Below are 18574 nucleotides of genomic sequence, written 5' to 3' on the forward strand. Positions count from 1 at the left end.
AAGGTTAGATGGTGATCAGTGCGTCAAGTTTCAAGTGCTGCTAGTCCCCGGTGCCGCTGCTCAGGGCTCTCAGCTCCTGTCGTTCCTCGCTTGTGAGGTTCGACAGATTTCTCAATAGTGTGGCAAGCCGCTGCTGGCGGGATGCCTCTTCGTTCGGGCTCAGAAGCTCACGGGCGGCGGCCAGTGTGCTTTCCCGCGCAGGGATATGTTCGATCCCGTCAAACAGGTGGTAGAAGCGCTCACGAGCGCCCGAGTCCAGTGCCAGCGTGCGCACCAGGGTTTTCCTGTCCCGGATGTCGTTTGCCAGAATCCATTCGGCAAAACTCCGGGCCTGATTGAATTGCCGGGAGCTGCGGGCCAGCTCGGTGACCTCGGTGGCCAGGTCTGGTGCTTCCAGCAGGGCAAGGCACAGAATGCTGTCCTTGCTGAGTTTTACATCGATCCGATCTTCGGAAACCCGATCCCGTCGCTCGCCGTTCCAGCGCCCTTTCTGCCCCTGCTGGCGGCTCTGCCACTGGTTCCGGCCACCACAAAGGCGGAGCATCTCGTGCCACATGGCATCCCGGAGGGTGCTTCTGGGCATCTTGTTGAGCAGCGGTTCGACCCTGGCTCGCAATTCGCCCCGATGCTCTGGCAGTTGCAGGTCCAGCCCTTCACTCTGCCGGTCAAACAGATAGCGGGATAGGGGCGTTGCCCCTTCAATGCGCTTCTGGAACGCTTCCGGCCCTTCCTTGCGCACGAGGGTGTCCGGGTCCTCGCCCTGGGGCAGCATCAGGAACTGGAGGTGAAGGCCATCGGCCATCAGTTCCAGTGCGTTTTCCATGGCCCTGTCCGCAGCCCGGAAGCCCGCCTGGTCGCCGTCAAAGCAGAACACGATGTGTCTGACCTGCTTCAATAGCGCTGTGAGACTGTCCTGGTTCGTTGCTGTGCCCAGCGTCGCAACAGCATAGTGAATGCCGTGCTGGGCAAGGGCGATCACATCCATGTAGCCTTCAACCACCAGCAGCTTGTCCAGCTGCCGGATGGCCTGCTTGGCCTCGAAAAGCCCGTAAATCTCGCGGCTCTTGTGAAACACATCCGACTCCGGGGAGTTGATGTATTTCGCCTTGTCGTCGCCCAGGGTGCGGCCGCCGAATGCCACGGTTCTGCCCCGGCTATTGCGAATCGGGAACATCACCCGGTTGCGGAACAGGTCCCTGGGTTTGCCGTACTTGTCGGAAACCGTGCCGGTTTCTATCAGCGGACCCTGCAGGTCCTTGCTGGCAACATCAAACAGCGCCGTGCCGGTGGAGGGCGCATAGCCCACCTGGTACTGCTCGATGATGGCGTTATCCAGACCCCGTTGTTGCAGGTAGTCCCGGGCGTAGGCACCTTGCTGGCCTTTGAGCGCTGATTGATAGAAGCGACTGGCAAAGTCCAGTGCATCGGTTAGCGTTCGCGCCTGCTGGATTTCCTGCTTTGCGGCCCGGTCGTAGGGCACTTCGAGACCAACCCGCTTGGCCAGTTCCTCTACCGCCTCCGTAAAACCCAAGCCTTCAAACTCCCTGACAAAGCTGATGGCATCGCCATGGGCGCCGCACCCGAAACAATGGTAAAAGCCCTTGTCTGGCCGGACATTGAACGAGGGTGTTTTCTCGTCGTGGAACGGGCAGCAGGCCTTGTAGTTAGCGCCGGCCTTCTTGAGCGTAATGCGTGAACCGATCAGTTCCGCCAGGTCGATACGATCCAGCAGGTTTTCAACAAACTGTTGAGGGATCAGTCCGCTCATGGGGGCTCCACATCAGGCCTTCATCGGAGTTGGCCAATAGCCAAAAATGCCGCCGAAGCCAGGCCTCGGCGGCATTTTTGAGTCGCTCTGTGCAGCCTGCGGCTGTACAGGCAATCAGTGCTTTGCAGTCAAGCGGCGTCAGATAAAACTTAGTACAGACGCTCGAACTTGCGCTGTTCCCGCTGAAGCTTCTTGAGATGACGCTTAACGGCAGCGGCTGCTTTGCGCTTACGAACAGCGGTCGGCTTCTCGTAGTGCTCACGACGACGTACTTCGGAAAGTACACCCGCTTTCTCGCAGGAACGCTTGAAGCGACGCAGTGCTACGTCAAACGGTTCATTCTCTTTCACTTTAACAGCTGGCATTCGAAAATCACCTACCTGATAGATTCGGTTTCAATTTTGTCCGTCTGGCGAGGCCAGACCGGTTCTCGATCCCTGGTCAGATTGGCTAAAACTCGACCAGTGCATATTTTAGGGCGGCAATGATAGCGCCTGCGTTATGGCAAGGTCAATGTTTGTTCGATGAATCTGCCAGTGGGTTTCGGGTTTCTGCTAAAATGCGCGTCGTTTTCATTTCCGCCAACCAATGTGGCCCGAAATTATGCTGATTCTAGGTATCGAAACCTCTTGCGACGAGACTGGCGTTGCGCTTTACGACACCGAAGGGGGCCTGCTGGGGCACGCCCTGTTCAGCCAGATCGACATGCATGCTGATTACGGGGGTGTCGTCCCTGAACTGGCGTCCCGGGACCACGTTCGCAAGCTCCTGCCCCTGTGCGATCAGGTGCTTTCGGATGCCGGTAAAGGTCGCGCCGATATAGAGGGAATTGCCTACACCGCGGGTCCGGGCCTGGTCGGCGCGCTCATGGTTGGGGGCGCGGTTGCCCATTCGCTGGGGTTTGCCCTTGGAGTGCCGGTGCTCGGTGTGCATCACATGGAGGGCCACCTTCTGGCGCCCATGCTGGAGGATAATCCACCCGCGTTTCCCTTCGTTGCACTGCTTGTTTCGGGTGGCCATACCCAGTTGGTAAGGGTTGATGGTATTGGCGAATACGAAATGCTGGGAGAATCAGTAGACGACGCCGCTGGTGAGGCCTTCGACAAGACCGCCAAGATGCTCGGTCTGGACTACCCAGGTGGCCCGCGGGTGGCAGCGCTGGCGGAAAAAGGCACAGAGGGCCGTTATCGGTTCCCGAGGCCGATGACAGACCGTCCCGGCCTGGATTTCAGCTTCAGCGGCCTGAAAACCTTCACGCTCAATACCGTGAATGCTGCTCGTGAGGCGGAGGGGCTGACGGACCAGACCCGGGCGGATATTGCCCTGGCGTTCGAGGCCGCCGTGGTCGATACGCTCACTATCAAATGCCGCCGGGCCCTGGAACACACAGGCTGCAAGCGGCTGGTCATAGCCGGAGGGGTGAGCGCCAATAAACGGTTACGGGCGGGCCTGGAAAAAATGGCCGACAAACTCAAAGCCCACGTTTTCTACGCCCGGCCGGAATTCTGTACGGATAACGGTGCAATGATCGCCTACGCCGGTGCCCAGCGCATGAAGGCCGGCCAGCAGGACGGCGAGCGGATTGTGGCAGTGCCCCGGTGGCCAATGAACACGCTGCCGCCCATTAACGAAACTCGTTCAACCGGTCTGGTGGACTGATCGTTAAAGTCCGGCTTCCCGTCCCTGGGCGAGCCGGATGAGGTTGTTGCGGTGGCGAACCACGATCAAAAGTGCGAGCAGGCCGAACAGTGGCAGGGTTTCCGGTTCAAGGAAGGCGCTGATCAGCGGGCCGCAGACAATGGCTATCAGTGAGGCGAGGGCGGATATTCGCCAGCGCCAGATCACCAGCATCCAGATAGCGGCCATCATCAGCGTTGTGACCGGCGCCAGCGCAAGACCGGCCCCGAGCGCTGTCGCGACCCCTTTTCCACCCTTGAATCGATAGAAGATCGGGATCATGTGGCCGGTGACGGCGAACAGGGCAACGACAGCCTGAACCATTACGGAAAGACCGGCGGCATGGGCCAGCCAAACGGGTAACCAGCCTTTCGCGGCATCCAGCGCAAGCGTGAGTAGCGCTGGCGGCCACCCGCCGGTTCGGTAGACATTCGTGGCGCCGGGATTGCCCGAACCCTGCGCCCGTGGGTCCGGGAGTTTCCAGAGTTGGCAGACCGGCAGGGCAAACAGCACGGAGCCTGCCAGGTAAGCGGCGGCGCAGAGTAAAACCGTTAAAACCGGATCACTGGGAAACATGCTGTGGGCTCGGAAGCAAAGACGTATACAACCAATATGTGCGAAAATGCCCGCCCTGAAAACGCGGGCCATGCTCTTCACAGTATCCCCTGGTTGTGCGTTATTCAATCACCAAAGAGTGGAAGAACTCCGGAGTACCCTTGGCAGACACTGTATTGATCGAAGGCCTCGTTGTGGAAACTGTGGTCGGCGTTTATGACTGGGAGCGGGAAGTCACCCAGGACCTGGTGATCGATCTGGAAATGGCCTGGGATAACCGGGTGCCGGGTCGAACAGACGATGTCGCCGATGCCCTGGATTATGCGGCCGTCAGTGCTCGGGTGGAGACCTGTCTGCAGGCACTCAGGCCGCAACTGCTTGAGCACGGCGCTGAGGTGCTCGCCAAAGCCTTGCAGGATGAATTTGGCATCACGTGGCTTCGGTTGGCGATACGCAAGCCGGGGGCCGTACCTACGGCACAGGCGGTGGGTGTGCAAATCGAGAGGGGAGTCCGGTGATGGCAGCGGCCGTTCGGGTTTACATCAGTATTGGCAGCAATGTCGACAGGGAACGCTACGTCAGGGCAGCGCTCGATGCGCTCTCGGCATGGTTTGGCGAGCTGATCATCTCCCCGGTCTACGACAGCGAAGCGGTCGGGTTTGATGGCTCGCCCTTCCTGAACCTCGTAGTGGGCGTGGATACGTCCCTGTCGGTTGCCGAGCTTTCGAAGCGTTTCAAACAGTTGGAGGCGGACAACGGCCGGCGTCGGGACGTGCCTAAATTTAGTGCGCGAACGCTGGACCTCGATATTCTCACCTATGGCAGTGCCGTCGGGCGCATCGATGGCGTTGAACTGCCAAGGGGTGAAATCCTGAAAAACGCTTTCGTGCTTCGGCCACTGGCCGACATAGCGCCTCAAGCAGAGCACCCGGTGTGCGGCAAAACCTATGGCCAGCTATGGCGGGAGTACGACACCGGCCAGAAGCTCTGGCCGGTGGGCTTCAGCTGGCAGGGTCGGCAGATTTCACACGCTGCCGGTTGAGCGGAACAGCTCGATGAGGTGATCGGTCGAACTGTCGCTGGCCTGGGTGCCATCTTCCTCGCCCAATAGCCGCGGCAGGATGCCTTTACCCAGTTGCTTGCCGAGTTCCACACCCCATTGGTCAAACGAATCCACGTCCCAGATAACCCCCTGCACAAAGGTGCGGTGCTCGTAGAGAGCGATCAACGCGCCCACAGTCTCGGGTGTCACCTTCTCCATGGTCAGCGTGTTACTTGGCTTGTTGCCAGGGATCACCTTGTGTGGCGCAAGCTGTTCAATCTCGCTTTCATCCCGTCCTTCGGCTTTCAGCTCGGTCCTGGCTTCTTCCAGTGATTTTCCGGCCATCATGGCCCTGGACTGGCTGAGGCAGTTGGCAAACAGGTCGGCGTGATGGGTGGCCACCGGATTGTGGGTTTTCAGAGGTATGATGAAGTCCGCCGGAATCAGGCGGGTGCCCTGGTGGATCAGCTGGTGATAGGCGTGCTGGCCATTGGCACCGACGCCGCCCCAGATGACCGGGCCGGACTGCCAGGCGAGTGGGGCGCCCGCTTGCGTAACGCTCTTGCCGTTGCTTTCCATATCCAGCTGCTGGAGGTGGTCTGGCAGGCTGCGCAGGTAGTGATCGTAGGGCAGGATCGCATGGGTCTCGGCACCCCAGAAATTGTTGTACCAGATGCCCAGCATGGCCATCACCACCGGCAGATTCTTTGCCAGCGGCGCTTCACGAAAGTGCTGGTCCATGGCATGGGCGCCGGCCAGCAGGGCCCGGAAGTTGGCCATGCCAACGCTAAAGGCAATGGGCAGGCCGATGGCTGACCACAGTGAATAACGGCCGCCGACCCAGTCCCACATCGGGAAGACGTTCTCCGGATCGATGCCGAAGTCCTGCGCCGCCGGCACATTGGCCGTTACGGCCATGAAATGCTGCGAAACCGCCTGTTCATCCCCGCAATGATCAAGAAACCACTGTTTCGCGACTTTGCTGTTCTCGAGGGTTTCCTGGGTGCGGAATGACTTGGACTGGATCAGGAACAGAGTGGTTTCCGGATTGACCTGGCGCAGTGCCTCGCAAATCTCGGTGCCGTCAATGTTGGCCACGTAATGGCAGCGAACGCGGGCCTGGGCGTAGGGTTGAAGCGCTTCGCCCACCAGCTTCGGGCCCAGATAGGAGCCGCCGATACCGATGCTTACCACATCGGTGAAAGGCTTGCCGGTGTACCCGGTGCGGTGTTGGCCCAACACCTCCTCCACCAGGGTTTCCATGCGTTGCAGGGTGCGCTGCACCTCGGCGACCACGTCTTCGCCGTCAACGGTGATGGCGTCGGTTCCCGGGTTGCGCAATGCCGTGTGCAGGGCAGGGCGATCTTCGGTAACGTTGACTCTCTTTCCGCTGAGCAAGGCCTCCCGCCGTGCTTCCAGGTTGCAGCTGCGGGCCAGCGCCAGAAGCGTGTCGAGCACGTCGTCAGTGATCCGATTCTTGGAAAAATCCAGTGACAGCCCTGCGCCTTCAATGAAATAACGCTTTGCCCGCCCGGGATCCTGGTTGAACAGGTCCTTCATGAGAACGCCGTCCAGGCGTTGCCGTTGCTCCTTCAGTGTCTGCCATTCGGGTTTCGAGGTCAGTACTTCAGGATGTGCGGGCATCAGAGGTTCCTTTTCTGTTGGCTTATCGGGTCAGGGACAGGTTATCGATCAAGCGGGTGGTGCCCAGGAAAGCTGCCGTCAGGATGGTAATCTCCCGATCCTCAGCCGTGGCCGGTTTGAGTGTCTGACTGTTGACTATATTGAAGTAGTCCGGCCTGAGCCCTGCGTCCCCGAGACTCTGCTCAGCTTCGCTTTCCAGGGCCTGGAAGTCTGTACGACCATCGGTGATCTTGGCGGCAGTGGCCTGCAGCGTCTGGTAGACCGCTGGCGCAATTTGCCGTTCCTCGGGCGTCAGGTAACCATTGCGCGAGCTTTTCGCCAGGCCGTCGTCCTCTCTCACCGTGGGGCCGCCCACCACATCCACAGGGATCATCAGATCCCGGACCATTTTCCGGATCACGGCCAGTTGCTGAAAATCCTTCTCGCCGAATACAGCGAAGTCCGGCTGCACCATATTGAACAGCATGGTGACCACCGTGGCTACGCCCTCAAAGTGACCCGGGCGACTGGCGCCACAGTGGCCGTCGCTGACATCCGGCACGACCACCTGGGTCTGACTTGCCAGCCCTTCCGGATAGATTTCCTCGGCGGAGGGCGCGAATACCAGTGTGTTACCGGCCGAGGCGAGCTTGTCCTGGTCTTCAGCCAGGGTTCTCGGGTAGGTCTCGAGATCTTCGCCGGCTCCGAACTGCATCGGGTTCACGAAGATGCTGGTAACCACCACATCCGCCATCTCCGCTGCTTTGCGCACGAGGGAGATATGGCCCTCGTGCAGGTTGCCCATGGTGGGTACCAGGCCGATGGTTTTGCCCTGCTGCCGGTAGCCGCGGAGGATGGTTCTCAATTCTTTCAAAGAATGTACGGTTCTCATGCCTTGAACGTATGCTCCTCAGCGGGGAATGAGCGCTCGCCTACGGCTTTCACGTAGGCCTGGAGGGCTTCCTGTACCGAATCTGTTTCTGCCAGGAAGTTCTTGACGAATCGTGGCTTACGGCCAGTGGTAATGCCCAGCATATCGTGCAATACCAGAATCTGTCCGTCGGTGTCTGGCCCGGCACCTATCCCGATGACCGGTGCTTTGACGGCCTGGGAGATGCGTGCCGCCAGCGGCGCGGGAACGCACTCCAGCAGGATGGCATCGGCGCCGGCGGCTTCCAGCTCGCAGGCGTGCTCAATCATCATCTCCGCAGCTTTCTCGTCACGGCCCTGGACCTTGTAGCCGCCAAATTTATTGACGAACTGCGGCGTGAGGCCCAGATGTGCGCATACGGGCACGGCGCGCTCAGTCAGAGCGGTAATGGTTTCTTTCATCCAGTCCGTGCCCTCGAGTTTTACCATGTGCGCGCCCGCGCGCATCAGTTCCGCTGCGTTCTCCAGGGCAGACTCGACCGTGCCGTAGCTCATGAAGGGCATGTCGGCCATGATCAGGGACCCACGGTTTCCTTTGGCCACGCAGCTGACGTGATACACCATCTGGTCCATGGTCACCGGCAGGGTGCTGTCATGCCCCTGAAGCACCATCCCGAGGGAGTCGCCGATAAGGATTACGTGAACGCCCGCTTCACTGACCACCTGGGAAAAGGTGGCGTCATAGGAGGTAAGGGCAGCGAAGGCTTCGCCCTTCTGCTTGAACTCACGCAGGGTATTGATGGTAACAGCCATAGAATCCTTGCCTTTTGGGTGGATGGGCCTGGGCGTGCCGGGGTATCGGCATTGAAGTGTTAAGGGTAATCCGCCGGTGGAAGCTTGCGCAAGCCGTTGTCGGGGCATTGGCTACGCAGTTTGGCAATCGGTGTGCCGTCGGGCAGAGTCAGGCCGGCCTTCAGGTCCAGCAGAGGCTGGAGCGCAAAGTCCCGGTTCCGCAGTTCCCGATGAGGTACGGTGAGGCGCTCGTCGTCCAACATCTGATCGCCGAAGATCAGTATGTCCAGATCAAGCGTTCGGGGTCCCCAGTGGCGAAGTCTCTCCCGGCCATGCTGTTGTTCGACGTTCTGCAGTTCGTCAAGCAGTTGGTGTGGTAGCAGGGAGGTTCTGAGCCATACCGCGCCGTTGACGAAGTCAGGCTGGTCCTGGGGGCCGACCGGGCGGCTGGCATAAAAGGGCGATTGGGCCACCAGTACCGTCTCCGGCAGGTTGGCCAGGGCCGAGACTGCCCGGGCCAATTGGGCTGCAGGGTCTTTCAGATTGCTGCCAAGACCGATAAAGACGTCTGTCATCATTACTGGGCTGGGCGTTTGACCGGTTTGCGGCGGCGCCGCCGCTTCTTGGGGGCGTCGGTGCTCAGTTGTGAGAGCATTCGCTCCTGGCCCCGTTCATCTTCCTGCTGGAACTCGGTCCACCATTGGCCAAGCCCGGGCTCAATCTCACCAGACGCCTCGCGAACCAGCAGGAAATCGTAAGCGGCCCGGAACCGTGGATGAGTCATGGTGGCAAAGGCCCGCTTGCCCTGGCGTCGGGGCAGTCGCATCTGAAGTTCCCAGATCTCCTTCATCGGGCCAGAGAATCGTTTCGGAATCGAGGTTGCCTGCACCTGACGGCCAATCACCTTTCCAATGGCGCCGTGCAATGCCGGCTGGACCGGGTCACCGTTGTCCTGCCTGCGATGCCACTCTGCCTGAAGTGCCGGCCAAAGCATGGCGGCAAACAGGAAATAGGGCGTGACCGATTTGCCCTGGGCAATCCGGGCATCCGTGTTTCTCAGGGCCTGGCGGATCAGCTCGTCCGGCTCACCCGACTCAATGGCCCTGACCGTCTCCGGGAACAGAGGCTCCAGCAGATTGTAACGGGTCAGAAGGTCGTAAGTGGCTTCGCCATGGCCTGCGGAAAACAGTTTGAGCACTTCATCAAACAGGCGGGCTGGTGGAATATGGGTTAACAGAGGGGCCAGGTCCCCGATCGGGGCCTCGGTCTCCGGTTCAATGTCAAAGCCGAGTTTGGCGGCAAAACGGATAGCGCGAAGCATGCGCACTGGGTCTTCCCGGTACCGCGTCTCGGGATCGCCAATCAGTCGCAGCTGGCGGTTGCGCAGATCCTCGATACCGTTGGCAAAGTCGATTACGGTAAAGTCGCGGATGCAGTAGTAAAGCGCATTGACGGTGAAGTCCCGACGCAGGGCGTCTTCTTCCTGGTTGCCGTAAACGTTGTCACGCAGAAGCAGGCCGTGTTCACTGGTCCTGCGATCGTCATCATCGGTGTCGGTGTCTGCTTCGGCAGCGTTGCCCCTGAAGGTGGTCACCTCGATGACCTCGCGGCCAAACACCACGTGGACAATCCGGAATCGCCGTCCGATCAACCGGGAGTTCCGGAACAGGTCGTGCACTTCCTCGGGGGTGGCATTGGTCGCGATGTCGAAATCCTTGGGCTTGCCGCCCAGCAGGATGTCTCTTACGCCGCCGCCCACGAGGTATGCTTCATAGCCCGATTTGTTCAGGCGATGCAGAACTTTCTTGGCGGGTTCGCTGATAACCGAGCGGGAGACGTTGTGCTGGTCCCTGGGGATTTCCCGTCGCTGGTAGGTGCGGGCTTTCTTTTTTCCGTTGCCGGGCATGAAGGAACGGAGTTTGTCGACAAGTCGTTTAGGCATTGAAATCCGTGGTTGCGATGAGCAAAAACCGAGAGTTTAACGGTTTGAGCAGGATTTGCACACGTTTGCCGTGGATTACCGTTTCGGAGCCCAGATAATCAAAAGGCGGATCCGTTTTCACGAATCCGCCCTCAAAGCGTTGACGATCTGCATTGTTTTTGTTTTTGCCGGGATTTTTCTTGGTTTTTGTACCCCACTGCATATCCCCACTTCAGGGGCATCTCAGCAGTGCAAACGGAAAGCTTTGAATACACAGAGCGGTCAGAGACATCGAGCGGGCCTTGGGTAGCTGCAGCGTCACCTGGAAGGTGATTCTTCTCTACATCTACAACTCGCACGTGCCGTGGGACCACTAAAAAGCAAAGTACCCAAAACACTCAGTTCGCTTACGTTCTGTTGTTGTTTTTGTTACCGAACGCATCCTGCAGCTTTTTGTTCTTGTTGTTGGCGCTGCTTTGTCACTCTTGTTTTTGTTGTTGTGCGCCAAATAGGTTGCAGTCCATGTGCCAGTTTTTGAATTTCGTTTATTAACAGAGTCTTACGATTTTGTAGGCCATAAGTGTTACCCCGTATTCAACCTAAGTGTTACTGAGGTCACGTTACTTTCGTGAGGAGTGTTACCGACAGGAACATGGGGTAACAACTGAGCCCGGATTCATACTATGCCGGACTCAGTTGCCAGAGGATTTTTTCCGGGGTATGCCGAGACGCTGGCGACGTTCCCAGAGCGATTTTCGGCTGATGCCCAGTTTCTGGGCCAATTCTGTCTCGCTCATGCGGTCCTGGTTCTCGAGAACAAAATGCTGGAAGTAATCTTCGAGGGAGAGATCGTTGGACGCGTCCACCTCCCGAGTATGTGTCTGCTCGTTGTTGCCGTCCACGAGAGTCTCGGGGATGTATTCGTCGCTGCCTTCGCTGTCCAGGTCCAGCAATGAGGGCGTGATCACGTCGCCGTCACACAGGATGGTTGCGCGCTCAATGGCGTTCTCCAGTTCCCGTACGTTTCCCGGCCAGCGATGGCGTTCGAGGGCGCGCATGGCCTCGGGGCTTAGATTGAGATCGGGCTTGCCCATTCTCTCGCCCTGGCGCTTCAGGAAGCGGCGGGCCAGTCCCAGAATATCGCTCTGGCGCTCACGCAGCGGCGGGATACGGATCTGCATGACGTTCAACCGGTAGTAGAGGTCTTCCCGGAATTCCCCGGTACGCGTCATGGCCTTGAGGTTTCGGTGGGTGGCGGCAATCATCCGCACGTTGACGGTACGGCTCTGGGTGGAGCCGACTTTCCGGATCTCGCTTTCTTGAAGAACCCGTAGCAGGCGTGCCTGGGCTTCGGCCGGCAGTTCGCCGATTTCGTCCAGAAACAGGCTGCCGCCATCGGCGGCCTCGATCAGGCCGGTCCTGGCCGATACCGCACCGGTGAAAGCGCCCTTTTCATGGCCGAACAGTTCCGATTCAATCAGGCTTTCGGGGATGGCCGCGCAGTTGACCGAAATCAGCGGCTTGGCAGCGCGGGGGCTGAGCAGGTGCAGGGCGCGGGCCGCCAACTCCTTGCCGGTTCCTGATTCGCCCTGGATCAGGACAGTGGTTTCTGTCGGTGCTACTTTACGGATCAGCGTGAACACCCGCTGCATCGGCTCACACTGGCCGAACATGATGTTGGCAGGATCGCTGCTTTCCGGCGTTTCCAGGGCTGGTGCCGAGTCGTCACCCGAGTTCCGGCCGGCGGGTTTCCGGGCCAGAATGTTTTCGACCGCGGCCAGCATTTCATCGTGATCAAACGGTTTGGCGATGTACTCAACGGCGCCCATTTTCATGGAGTCCACCGCTGATCTCAGGCTGGCATAGCTGGTCATGATCAGCACCGGCGTGTTGGGTGCGCGATTGATCAGTTCGGTGCCCGCTGCGCCTGGCAGGCGCAGGTCGGAAATGATCAGATCGAACTGATCGGGTTCGTGGTTCTGCTCGGCTTCCTCAACGGAGGCCGCATCGGCGACCTCATAGCCGGCATGCAACAACAGTTTGCGCACTGCCGAGCGAATAATGTCTTCGTCTTCCACGATCAGAATGCGAGGCATAACAGTCTCAAGACCTTTGGTTCTGGCTGATGGCAATAGTGCCGGTTTCCGGTTCGTAGGCTGGCAATCTCAGCCTCACGCAGGTTCCGCGGCCGGTGTCGGCATTAGCCGGGCTTTCCACCTGAACGTTGCCATAGTGCTCTTCAATAATGCTGTACACCAGCGACAGGCCAAGACCGGTTCCCTTGTTGGGGGCCTTGGTGGTGTAAAACGGCTCGAAGATATGATCGAGTTGATCCCCGGGAATACCGGAGCCCTCATCAACCACCTCGATGATAGCGGAGTAGCCATCGCCCTTTCCACTGACCCGGATGGTACCGCCTTCCGGTGAGGCATCGCGGGCGTTCGCCAGCAGGTTGACGAATACCTGGACCAGACGCTGCTCATCTCCCAGAACCTGCAAAGAGGGCGGGCAGTCGTTGACATAGTGAATCCCCAGGCCCTTGTCGCTGAGCGACAGCAGGTTGATCGATTCTTCCACACAGCGATGAATCGCTACCGGCTCGTACCGGTTGGCCTGGGCATGATTGCCGGTGCGGGCAAAGTTCATCAGCGACTGCAAAATGGTAGAGATGCGCCGGGTCTGCTGCTGGATCTGGTCAGCGGTGTCCAGGATGTCCGGGTTGTCGGTTTCCAGTTTCAGGTTCTGGGCCAGGGATGAGATACCGGTGACCGGGTTCCCGATCTCGTGGGCGACACCGGCGGCGAGCCTTCCCACCGATGCCAGCCGTTCGCTGTGCATCAGTTCGTCCTCAAGTAGCCGGGTTTCGGTCTGGTCCTCGACCAGGATAATGCTGCCACCTTCGGTGTGGTCCGGTCCGCTCAGGGCTGCTTTGTGGAGGTTCAGCCAGTGGGGTTTGCCACGCAGGTCCAGGCGATGCTTGTAGCGATGGAGGTCCGGGCCACGGTTGAAGTCATCAAGCAGCAGGTGCCAGTGCTCGGGCAGTGCCATCAGCCTGGCACCGACCACGTCATCGGCGGTGATGCCGGTGAGCGCCTCCATGGCGTGGTTCCACATCAGGATTTCACCGTCCTCGCCCACGGAGCAGGCAGGAATCGGCAGGTTCTGAAGGGTCTGGCGGTAATGCCGGCGCAGGTTGTCCAGCTCGCCGGCCAGGCCGGTCAATCGGTTCTGGTAGTCGCCGAGGGCGCGTTCTACATAGCGGATGTCCTGGGCAGTGCCGCCCTGGGCCATGGGCTTGAAGCCGAGATGGCGCTTGACCATGTCCCTGGCTACGGAGGGGCCGAGCAGGCCAGACAGGTTTATTTCCACCTGGTCGCGCAGTCGCCTGAGCTGGTAAGGCCGATACTCCACATTGGGCAGTTTCAACTGGCCCAGTGCCCGCTCCACTTCTCGCCGCGCCACACCGTAGCCCAGCGGCTCCGCTAACTGTCTCACAAAGTCACTGGAGGACGTGGCCAGCAATTCACGGCGTTGCGGACGGGACAGTGCGCCCAGTGAGCAGGCCTGGGCTGCGCTGTTCTCCTCACTGGTGCTGGTGCTGAGGATGGAAATCAGCGCAAACACGGTAATGTTGGCAGTCAGGCTTACGAACGTGAAGATATGCCAGTTGCTGTAGTCCGGTATCAGTGGCGCATCCAGCCAGGCCAGCAGATTGGCCGTGTGCGAGAATGGCAGCACGAGCGTCACCACCCAGATGGCCAGCCCGACAACAAGGCCGGCGATCAGGCCGCGGCGATTGCCCTCGGGCCAGTAAATCACGCCCAGGGCGCCGGGCAGCAGTTGCAAAGTGCCGGAGAGGGAAATGGCGCCGAGAATGGACAGGTCGAGGTTTTTGCCGACAACTTCATGAAACAGCAGCGCCAGGAAAATGATCACGGCGATGAGCAGGCGCTTGATCCACTGCAGCCACCGGTAGATATCGCCCTGGTCTTTCGGGGTTTTCAGGGGCAACACCACGTGGTTCAGCGCCATGCCCGCCAGTGCCAGGGTGCTGACGATCATCAGGCCGCTGGCTGCTGACAGGCCGGCAATGTACATCAGCAGTGTCAGTGCCGGGCTTTCCATGGCCTGGGCTGCCCCGATGGCAAAGAATCCGGGCCCTGTGGTCACCGCCAGCTCCTGGCCTCCCCAGAGAATCAGGGGCACCGGCAGGCCGAGCAGCAACAGGTAGAGTGGCAGGCCCCAGCTGGCTTTTGCCAGGGCCTTGGGCGAGGGGTTTTCGCTGAAGGTCATGTGGTACATGTGTGGCAGTACCAGAGCAGCGGCAAAGGACATCAGCATTAGTGCCCGCCAACTGCCGTCGTCAATACTCAGGGTCATGGTTGTGGCCGGCGACGTCCGGTTGTCCAGCCAGCTTTCCAGTCCGCTCATGCCGTCAAAGACCCCGAAGAGAATGACGCCCCCGAGCACCAGCAATGCCACAAGTTTCACCAGCGAATCAAAAGCAATGGCCAGCACCAGCCCCTGATGGTTTTCCGAGTTCTGGTCGCGCCTTGCCCCGAATAGCATGGCGAAAAGCACCACGATCAAGCTGAACATCACGCTGATTACCGCAGGCGATGTGTCCGGCGCAAGAATGCTGGCAGAGGTGGCGACGGCCTGTATCTGCATGCTCAGCAAGGCCAGAATGGCCCCGCCGGAGCAGAGGGTGACCAGGGTGCCAGCCCACTGGCTTCGGTAGCGGTAGGCAAACAGATCGGCGAGGGACGTGAGCTGATAGGCGCGTCCGATCCTCATGACCGGGTTCAGAAGCACAGGCGCCAGCAGGAAAGCGCCGCTGATGCCGAGATAGTAAGCCAGAAAGCCGTAGCCGGATTCGGCGGCCATACCAACCGCGCCGTAGACCGCCCATATGCCGGCATAGACACCCAGGCTGAGCACATAAACCAGGGGGTGGCGAACCCAGCGCCGGGGGACCATGCCTTTTTCGGTAAACCAGGCGATGCCGAACAGCAGAATCAGATACAGGAGGCTGGCGAGCAGCAGGCCGGAGGGACTAAAACTCATTGGGGTCCCGCCGCCATTCAAGCCAGAAACCGATGGCGATCAGCCCGGCCCAGATAAGGTAGGGGCTGTACCAGACGTTTCCCGGCGAAGTCCACCAGTCAAGGATGTTGGGCGAAAAGATATAGATGGCCAGTACCAACAGGAAGACCAGACGGTAGATATACATCAGGCATGCTATCCGCGCTGAGGTGTGAGAAGGGCTTTATACCATGTCCCTCACCGGGATGTCAGGTGGATGGCGCCCCGTCGCCAGTAACTCCGGCCCCACTCCAGCAGCGAATCCAGCGAACCGCTGGCAAGGTTGGCAGGCGGGTTCTGACCAAGGGCAACGAGCGCCATGAACAGGTTGTCGACAGGCTTGTCATCATCAAGAGCTGGCGCATGGGTCTGCTTGCTCAGCTTCTGACCCTGCTCGTTGAGTATGACCGGGATGTGAAGCCAGCGTGGAGGAAGAGCACCCAGGGCACGATAAATCTGTTGCTGCTGCGCCGTCATGTCGAGGAGATCCGAACCACGCACCACGTCCGTGATGCCCTGATCAATGTCATCGACCACCACCGCCAGTTGATAGGCGTAGAACCCCTCCTTGCGGAGGATGACCGGATCGTCAAGCTCTGCTTGCACCGTCTGGTGCTGGGGTCCCAGCAGCTGGTCCTGCCAGTGGCAGTCTTCGTCTTCGAGGGCAAAGCGGATTGCGAATGGCCGGTCACCGTCAATTTCTGTGCGAGTGCGGCACTGGTTCGGGTGGCGCCCCTCATTGGCCTGCAATTCCTTGCGCGAGCACTGGCAGCGATACGCGTAGCCGCTTTCAAGCAGCCGGTTAACGGCGTGCTGATAGGCGTCGTGACGTCTGGATTGAAAGCGTACCGGCTCGTCGGGAAACAGCCCGTGGGCGTCAAGGCTGGCAATGATCTGGCCGGTCGCCTCCGGCGGCTCTCTCAGAGGATCCAGGTCTTCAATGCGGATAAACCACTGGCCGCCCTGGCTGCGGGCTTCCAGAAAGCTGGCAAGTGCGGTAACGAGGGAGCCAAAGTGCAGCGGGCCTGTCGGAGAGGGCGCAAACCGGCCCCGGTATTGAGGGTTGTTCATGGCGGTCAGTCAGCCGGCGGGGCTGGGAAAAGCCCCAACCGGCAGCTGTTGCGTAGCAGGCTCAGATGCCGGTCTGGCGTTCGCGAATCTCGGCCAGTGTCTTGCAGTCGATGCACAGGGTGGCTGTTGGTCGAGCTTCCAGGCGGCGGATACCGATTTCCACGCCACACTGATCGCAGAAGCCATAGTCGTCTTTGTCGATGCGGTCGATGGTCTGGTCAATCTTCTTGATCAGCTTCCGCTCGCGGTCGCGGGTACGCAGCTCCAGGCTGAATTCTTCCTCCTGGGTTGCGCGATCGCTGGGATCCGCGTAATTTGCGGCGTCTTCCTGCATGTGGTGCATGGTGCGGTCGACTTCTTCCATCAGCTCCTGCTTCCATTGCAGCAGCAGATCTTTGAAGTGCTGGAGCATTTCCGCACTCATGTACTCTTCACCCTTCTTCATTTCATAGGGGGTGAAGTTGGTAAAACGTTCGCGTGGTTGTTCTGCAGTAGTTGCCATTGAACCCGGCCTCTTGTTTGTACTTCACAAGAACGGTTTGCTTCCCTCCGCGTGAGCCCCCGTGGCTGCGCGGTTGTACCCTGGATGAAGCATTCGTCCTGAAACGGGAATTTGCGGAAAATAGCAGATTAGTCACGGGGGTGCCAGCCTTGTGACATCGACTTTTGTACGGAGATCACATGAAGTTTCCAGAACCGCTGGTTGAAGGCCGGCTTATCCGCCGCTACAAACGCTTTCTGGCAGACGTGCGTCTGCCGGATGGTTCAGAAATTACGGCCCATTGTCCGAACACCGGCTCCATGCTGGGCTGTCAGCCGGAGGACGCGCGAGTCTGGCTTAGCCGTAGCGATAACCCCAAGCGCAAACTCCAGTACACCTGGGAGTTGGTGGAAACCTCGCCCGGGCAACTGGCCTGCGTGAACACCGCCCGGCCGAACAGCCAGGCTCGGGCGGCCGTACAAGCTGGCACCGTGGTGGAGCTGGCCGGCTATTCCGAGTGCCGCGCCGAGGTTAAGTATGGTTCGGAGAAGAGCCGGATCGACCTGCTGCTTTCCGGCCATGACACCGCGGCCGATGCCTGGGTGGAGGTCAAGAATGTCACGCTGGCGGAAGATGCTCAGGGTTTTTTCCCCGATGCGGTGACCGTGCGCGGCCAGAAGCATCTGCGGGAGCTGATTGCCCAGGTTGAGCAGGGCGATCGCGCGGTGCTGTTTTTCGTGGTGAATCACACCGGCATTCAAACCGTTCGCCCGGCGGACCATATTGATCGAAAATACGGTGAGTTACTGCGGGAGGCCTGCGATGCTGGCGTGGAAGTGATCGCCTATCGTGCCGATCTGAGCGAGAGCGACGGCACGCCAACAGGTGTGTTGACCCTGACCGAATCGGTGCCCGTTATTCTGGAAGTCTGACCTCAATCTGGCCGTCCCGCTCCCGCAGGTCCAGCTGGGTGAGCGCATCGCCCTGGCAGGGCCCGGCAATGCATTCGCCGTCTGAGGGCTTGAACAGGGCGCCGTGGGTGGAACACTGGATAAACAGGTTGTCGGAATCCATGAACCGGCCGGGCATCCAGTTCAGTTCAACGCCCAGATGCGGGCAGATGTTCAGGTAGGCGCGGGGCGTGCCACCGTCCAGAAACAGGAACCCGGTCAGCGGCATGCCTGCCGGCTCCCGGGCCTTCTCCCGGAGCCGGAATTCCAAGAATTGGCCCGGTGTCAGCTCGGGGGCCGGACAGACGGGCTGCCAGGAATGCGTGACGCTGCTCATTTCGGCAAGATCGTGTATCGCATGCGGGTCCCGTGATTCAGGGACATGACGATCTCATCGGCGTCCAGACGATGCGGAAAATAGCAGCCGGAAATCTTGGCGCTGGCAATACTGGAGCCTTCCATTCGGGATTTCGAGAAGTCGACACCTCGCAGGTCGGCGCCCCGGAAGTAGGCGTGGCGGAAATCCAGCCCCTTGGCATCCATTCCCCTGAGATCCAGACCCCGGAAATCGCCATGGGCGAAACTGGGTAACTCTGCAAGCTTTGCCTTTTCAGCATTGAACGCCTGCATGTCTTCGCTACGAAGAATATCGTAGAGCGGGTGACTGATCTGATGTACTTCGTGTTCGCTTTTATCGTCCATATCGAACCTCGCGCTCGCCAGTGGGAGCCAGTTGTTG

The 18574-nt window shown here is 59.6% G+C and carries 20 protein-coding genes; 4 read left to right on the plus strand and 16 right to left on the minus strand.

From position 1 onward, the window contains the following. Window positions 1-40: 40 nt before the first annotated feature. A complete protein-coding gene (dnaG, locus tag EDB94_RS00620) occupies window positions 41-1768 on the minus strand; it encodes a DNA primase (RefSeq protein ID WP_108019579.1) in 1728 nt (575 codons plus the stop codon). A gap of 149 nt (window positions 1769-1917) precedes the next feature. Next, the gene (gene rpsU / locus EDB94_RS00625; protein WP_007153483.1) at window positions 1918-2133 is read right to left on the minus strand and encodes a 30S ribosomal protein S21; all 216 of its coding nucleotides are present in this window, start codon (window positions 2131-2133) and stop codon (window positions 1918-1920) included. A gap of 238 nt (window positions 2134-2371) precedes the next feature. On the opposite strand from rpsU, the gene tsaD reads away from it, so the two are divergent. After that, on the plus strand, window positions 2372-3427 hold the full coding sequence (tsaD, locus tag EDB94_RS00630; protein WP_108019621.1) for a tRNA (adenosine(37)-N6)-threonylcarbamoyltransferase complex transferase subunit TsaD: 1056 nt from the start codon (window positions 2372-2374) through the stop codon (window positions 3425-3427). A 3-nt stretch (window positions 3428-3430) separates the two neighbouring features. Here tsaD and plsY read toward each other — a convergent pair whose 3' ends face one another. Continuing rightward, window positions 3431-4021 carry a glycerol-3-phosphate 1-O-acyltransferase PlsY gene (gene plsY, locus EDB94_RS00635; protein WP_014575911.1) on the minus strand — a complete coding sequence of 197 codons (591 nt, stop codon included), beginning with the start codon at window positions 4019-4021 and terminating at the stop codon, window positions 3431-3433. A 140-nt stretch (window positions 4022-4161) separates the two neighbouring features. Between plsY and folB the strand changes: the two genes are divergently transcribed. Then, complete coding sequence (gene folB, locus EDB94_RS00640; protein WP_041644908.1) at window positions 4162-4518, plus strand: dihydroneopterin aldolase; 357 nt, start codon at window positions 4162-4164, stop codon at window positions 4516-4518. Further along, window positions 4518-5042, plus strand: coding sequence for a 2-amino-4-hydroxy-6-hydroxymethyldihydropteridine diphosphokinase (gene folK / locus EDB94_RS00645; RefSeq protein WP_108019581.1), 525 nt, complete (start codon window positions 4518-4520; stop codon window positions 5040-5042). The genes folB and folK (EDB94_RS00645) overlap by 1 nt, the downstream gene beginning before the upstream one ends. On the opposite strand, the gene pgi is transcribed toward folK (EDB94_RS00645), so the two are convergent. The 11 genes from pgi to dksA form a co-directional block, all read right to left on the minus strand. Beyond that, window positions 5025-6686 carry a glucose-6-phosphate isomerase gene (pgi, locus tag EDB94_RS00650; RefSeq protein ID WP_108019584.1) on the minus strand — a complete coding sequence of 554 codons (1662 nt, stop codon included), beginning with the start codon at window positions 6684-6686 and terminating at the stop codon, window positions 5025-5027. The two genes, folK (EDB94_RS00645) and pgi, sit on opposite strands and share 18 nt — an antisense overlap. A gap of 22 nt (window positions 6687-6708) precedes the next feature. Further along, entirely contained in the window at window positions 6709-7557 is an 849-nt protein-coding gene (gene panC, locus EDB94_RS00655; RefSeq protein WP_053114245.1) for a pantoate--beta-alanine ligase, read from the minus strand. Beyond that, on the minus strand, window positions 7554-8348 hold the full coding sequence (panB, locus tag EDB94_RS00660; RefSeq protein WP_008169652.1) for a 3-methyl-2-oxobutanoate hydroxymethyltransferase: 795 nt from the start codon (window positions 8346-8348) through the stop codon (window positions 7554-7556). Before panB ends, panC begins: the two co-directional genes overlap by 4 nt. Window positions 8349-8407: 59 nt before the next feature. Beyond that, on the minus strand, window positions 8408-8905 hold the full coding sequence (folK, locus tag EDB94_RS00665) for a 2-amino-4-hydroxy-6-hydroxymethyldihydropteridine diphosphokinase (RefSeq protein ID WP_053114247.1): 498 nt from the start codon (window positions 8903-8905) through the stop codon (window positions 8408-8410). Continuing rightward, entirely contained in the window at window positions 8905-10269 is a 1365-nt protein-coding gene (gene pcnB, locus EDB94_RS00670; RefSeq protein WP_108019586.1) for a polynucleotide adenylyltransferase PcnB, read from the minus strand. The genes folK (EDB94_RS00665) and pcnB overlap by 1 nt, the downstream gene beginning before the upstream one ends. Next, complete coding sequence (locus EDB94_RS00675; RefSeq protein WP_008169646.1) at window positions 10262-10471, minus strand: hypothetical protein; 210 nt, start codon at window positions 10469-10471, stop codon at window positions 10262-10264. The genes pcnB and EDB94_RS00675 overlap by 8 nt, the downstream gene beginning before the upstream one ends. Window positions 10472-10940: 469 nt before the next feature. Next, window positions 10941-12344, minus strand: a complete 1404-nt coding sequence (locus EDB94_RS00680) for a sigma-54 dependent transcriptional regulator (RefSeq protein ID WP_008169641.1) — start codon at window positions 12342-12344, stop codon at window positions 10941-10943. Window positions 12345-12351: 7 nt separating this feature from the next. Beyond that, a complete protein-coding gene (locus tag EDB94_RS00685) occupies window positions 12352-15315 on the minus strand; it encodes an ATP-binding protein (protein WP_014575918.1) in 2964 nt (987 codons plus the stop codon). Continuing rightward, window positions 15305-15481 carry a hypothetical protein gene (locus EDB94_RS20650; protein WP_008173184.1) on the minus strand — a complete coding sequence of 59 codons (177 nt, stop codon included), beginning with the start codon at window positions 15479-15481 and terminating at the stop codon, window positions 15305-15307. The genes EDB94_RS00685 and EDB94_RS20650 overlap by 11 nt, the downstream gene beginning before the upstream one ends. A 50-nt stretch (window positions 15482-15531) precedes the next feature. Beyond that, a complete protein-coding gene (gluQRS, locus tag EDB94_RS00690; RefSeq protein WP_108019588.1) occupies window positions 15532-16404 on the minus strand; it encodes a tRNA glutamyl-Q(34) synthetase GluQRS in 873 nt (290 codons plus the stop codon). Between the two features lie 61 nt (window positions 16405-16465). Beyond that, a complete protein-coding gene (dksA, locus tag EDB94_RS00695; RefSeq protein WP_008173182.1) occupies window positions 16466-16906 on the minus strand; it encodes an RNA polymerase-binding protein DksA in 441 nt (146 codons plus the stop codon). Window positions 16907-17085: 179 nt separating this feature from the next. Here dksA and sfsA point away from each other — a divergent pair, with 179 nt between their 5' ends. Then, complete coding sequence (sfsA, locus tag EDB94_RS00700) at window positions 17086-17817, plus strand: DNA/RNA nuclease SfsA (RefSeq protein WP_108019590.1); 732 nt, start codon at window positions 17086-17088, stop codon at window positions 17815-17817. Here the strand turns inward: sfsA and EDB94_RS00705 are convergent. Together EDB94_RS00705 and EDB94_RS00710 are read right to left on the minus strand one after the other, a co-directional pair. Beyond that, complete coding sequence (locus EDB94_RS00705; protein WP_108019592.1) at window positions 17801-18172, minus strand: Rieske 2Fe-2S domain-containing protein; 372 nt, start codon at window positions 18170-18172, stop codon at window positions 17801-17803. The genes sfsA and EDB94_RS00705 overlap by 17 nt on opposite strands. Then, a complete protein-coding gene (locus tag EDB94_RS00710) occupies window positions 18169-18537 on the minus strand; it encodes a pentapeptide repeat-containing protein (RefSeq protein ID WP_014575923.1) in 369 nt (122 codons plus the stop codon). Before EDB94_RS00710 ends, EDB94_RS00705 begins: the two co-directional genes overlap by 4 nt. Window positions 18538-18574: the final 37 nt, after the last annotated feature.

This window comes from Marinobacter sp. 3-2, assembly GCF_003751355.1.
Taxonomy (GTDB): Bacteria; Pseudomonadota; Gammaproteobacteria; order Pseudomonadales; family Oleiphilaceae; genus Marinobacter; species Marinobacter adhaerens.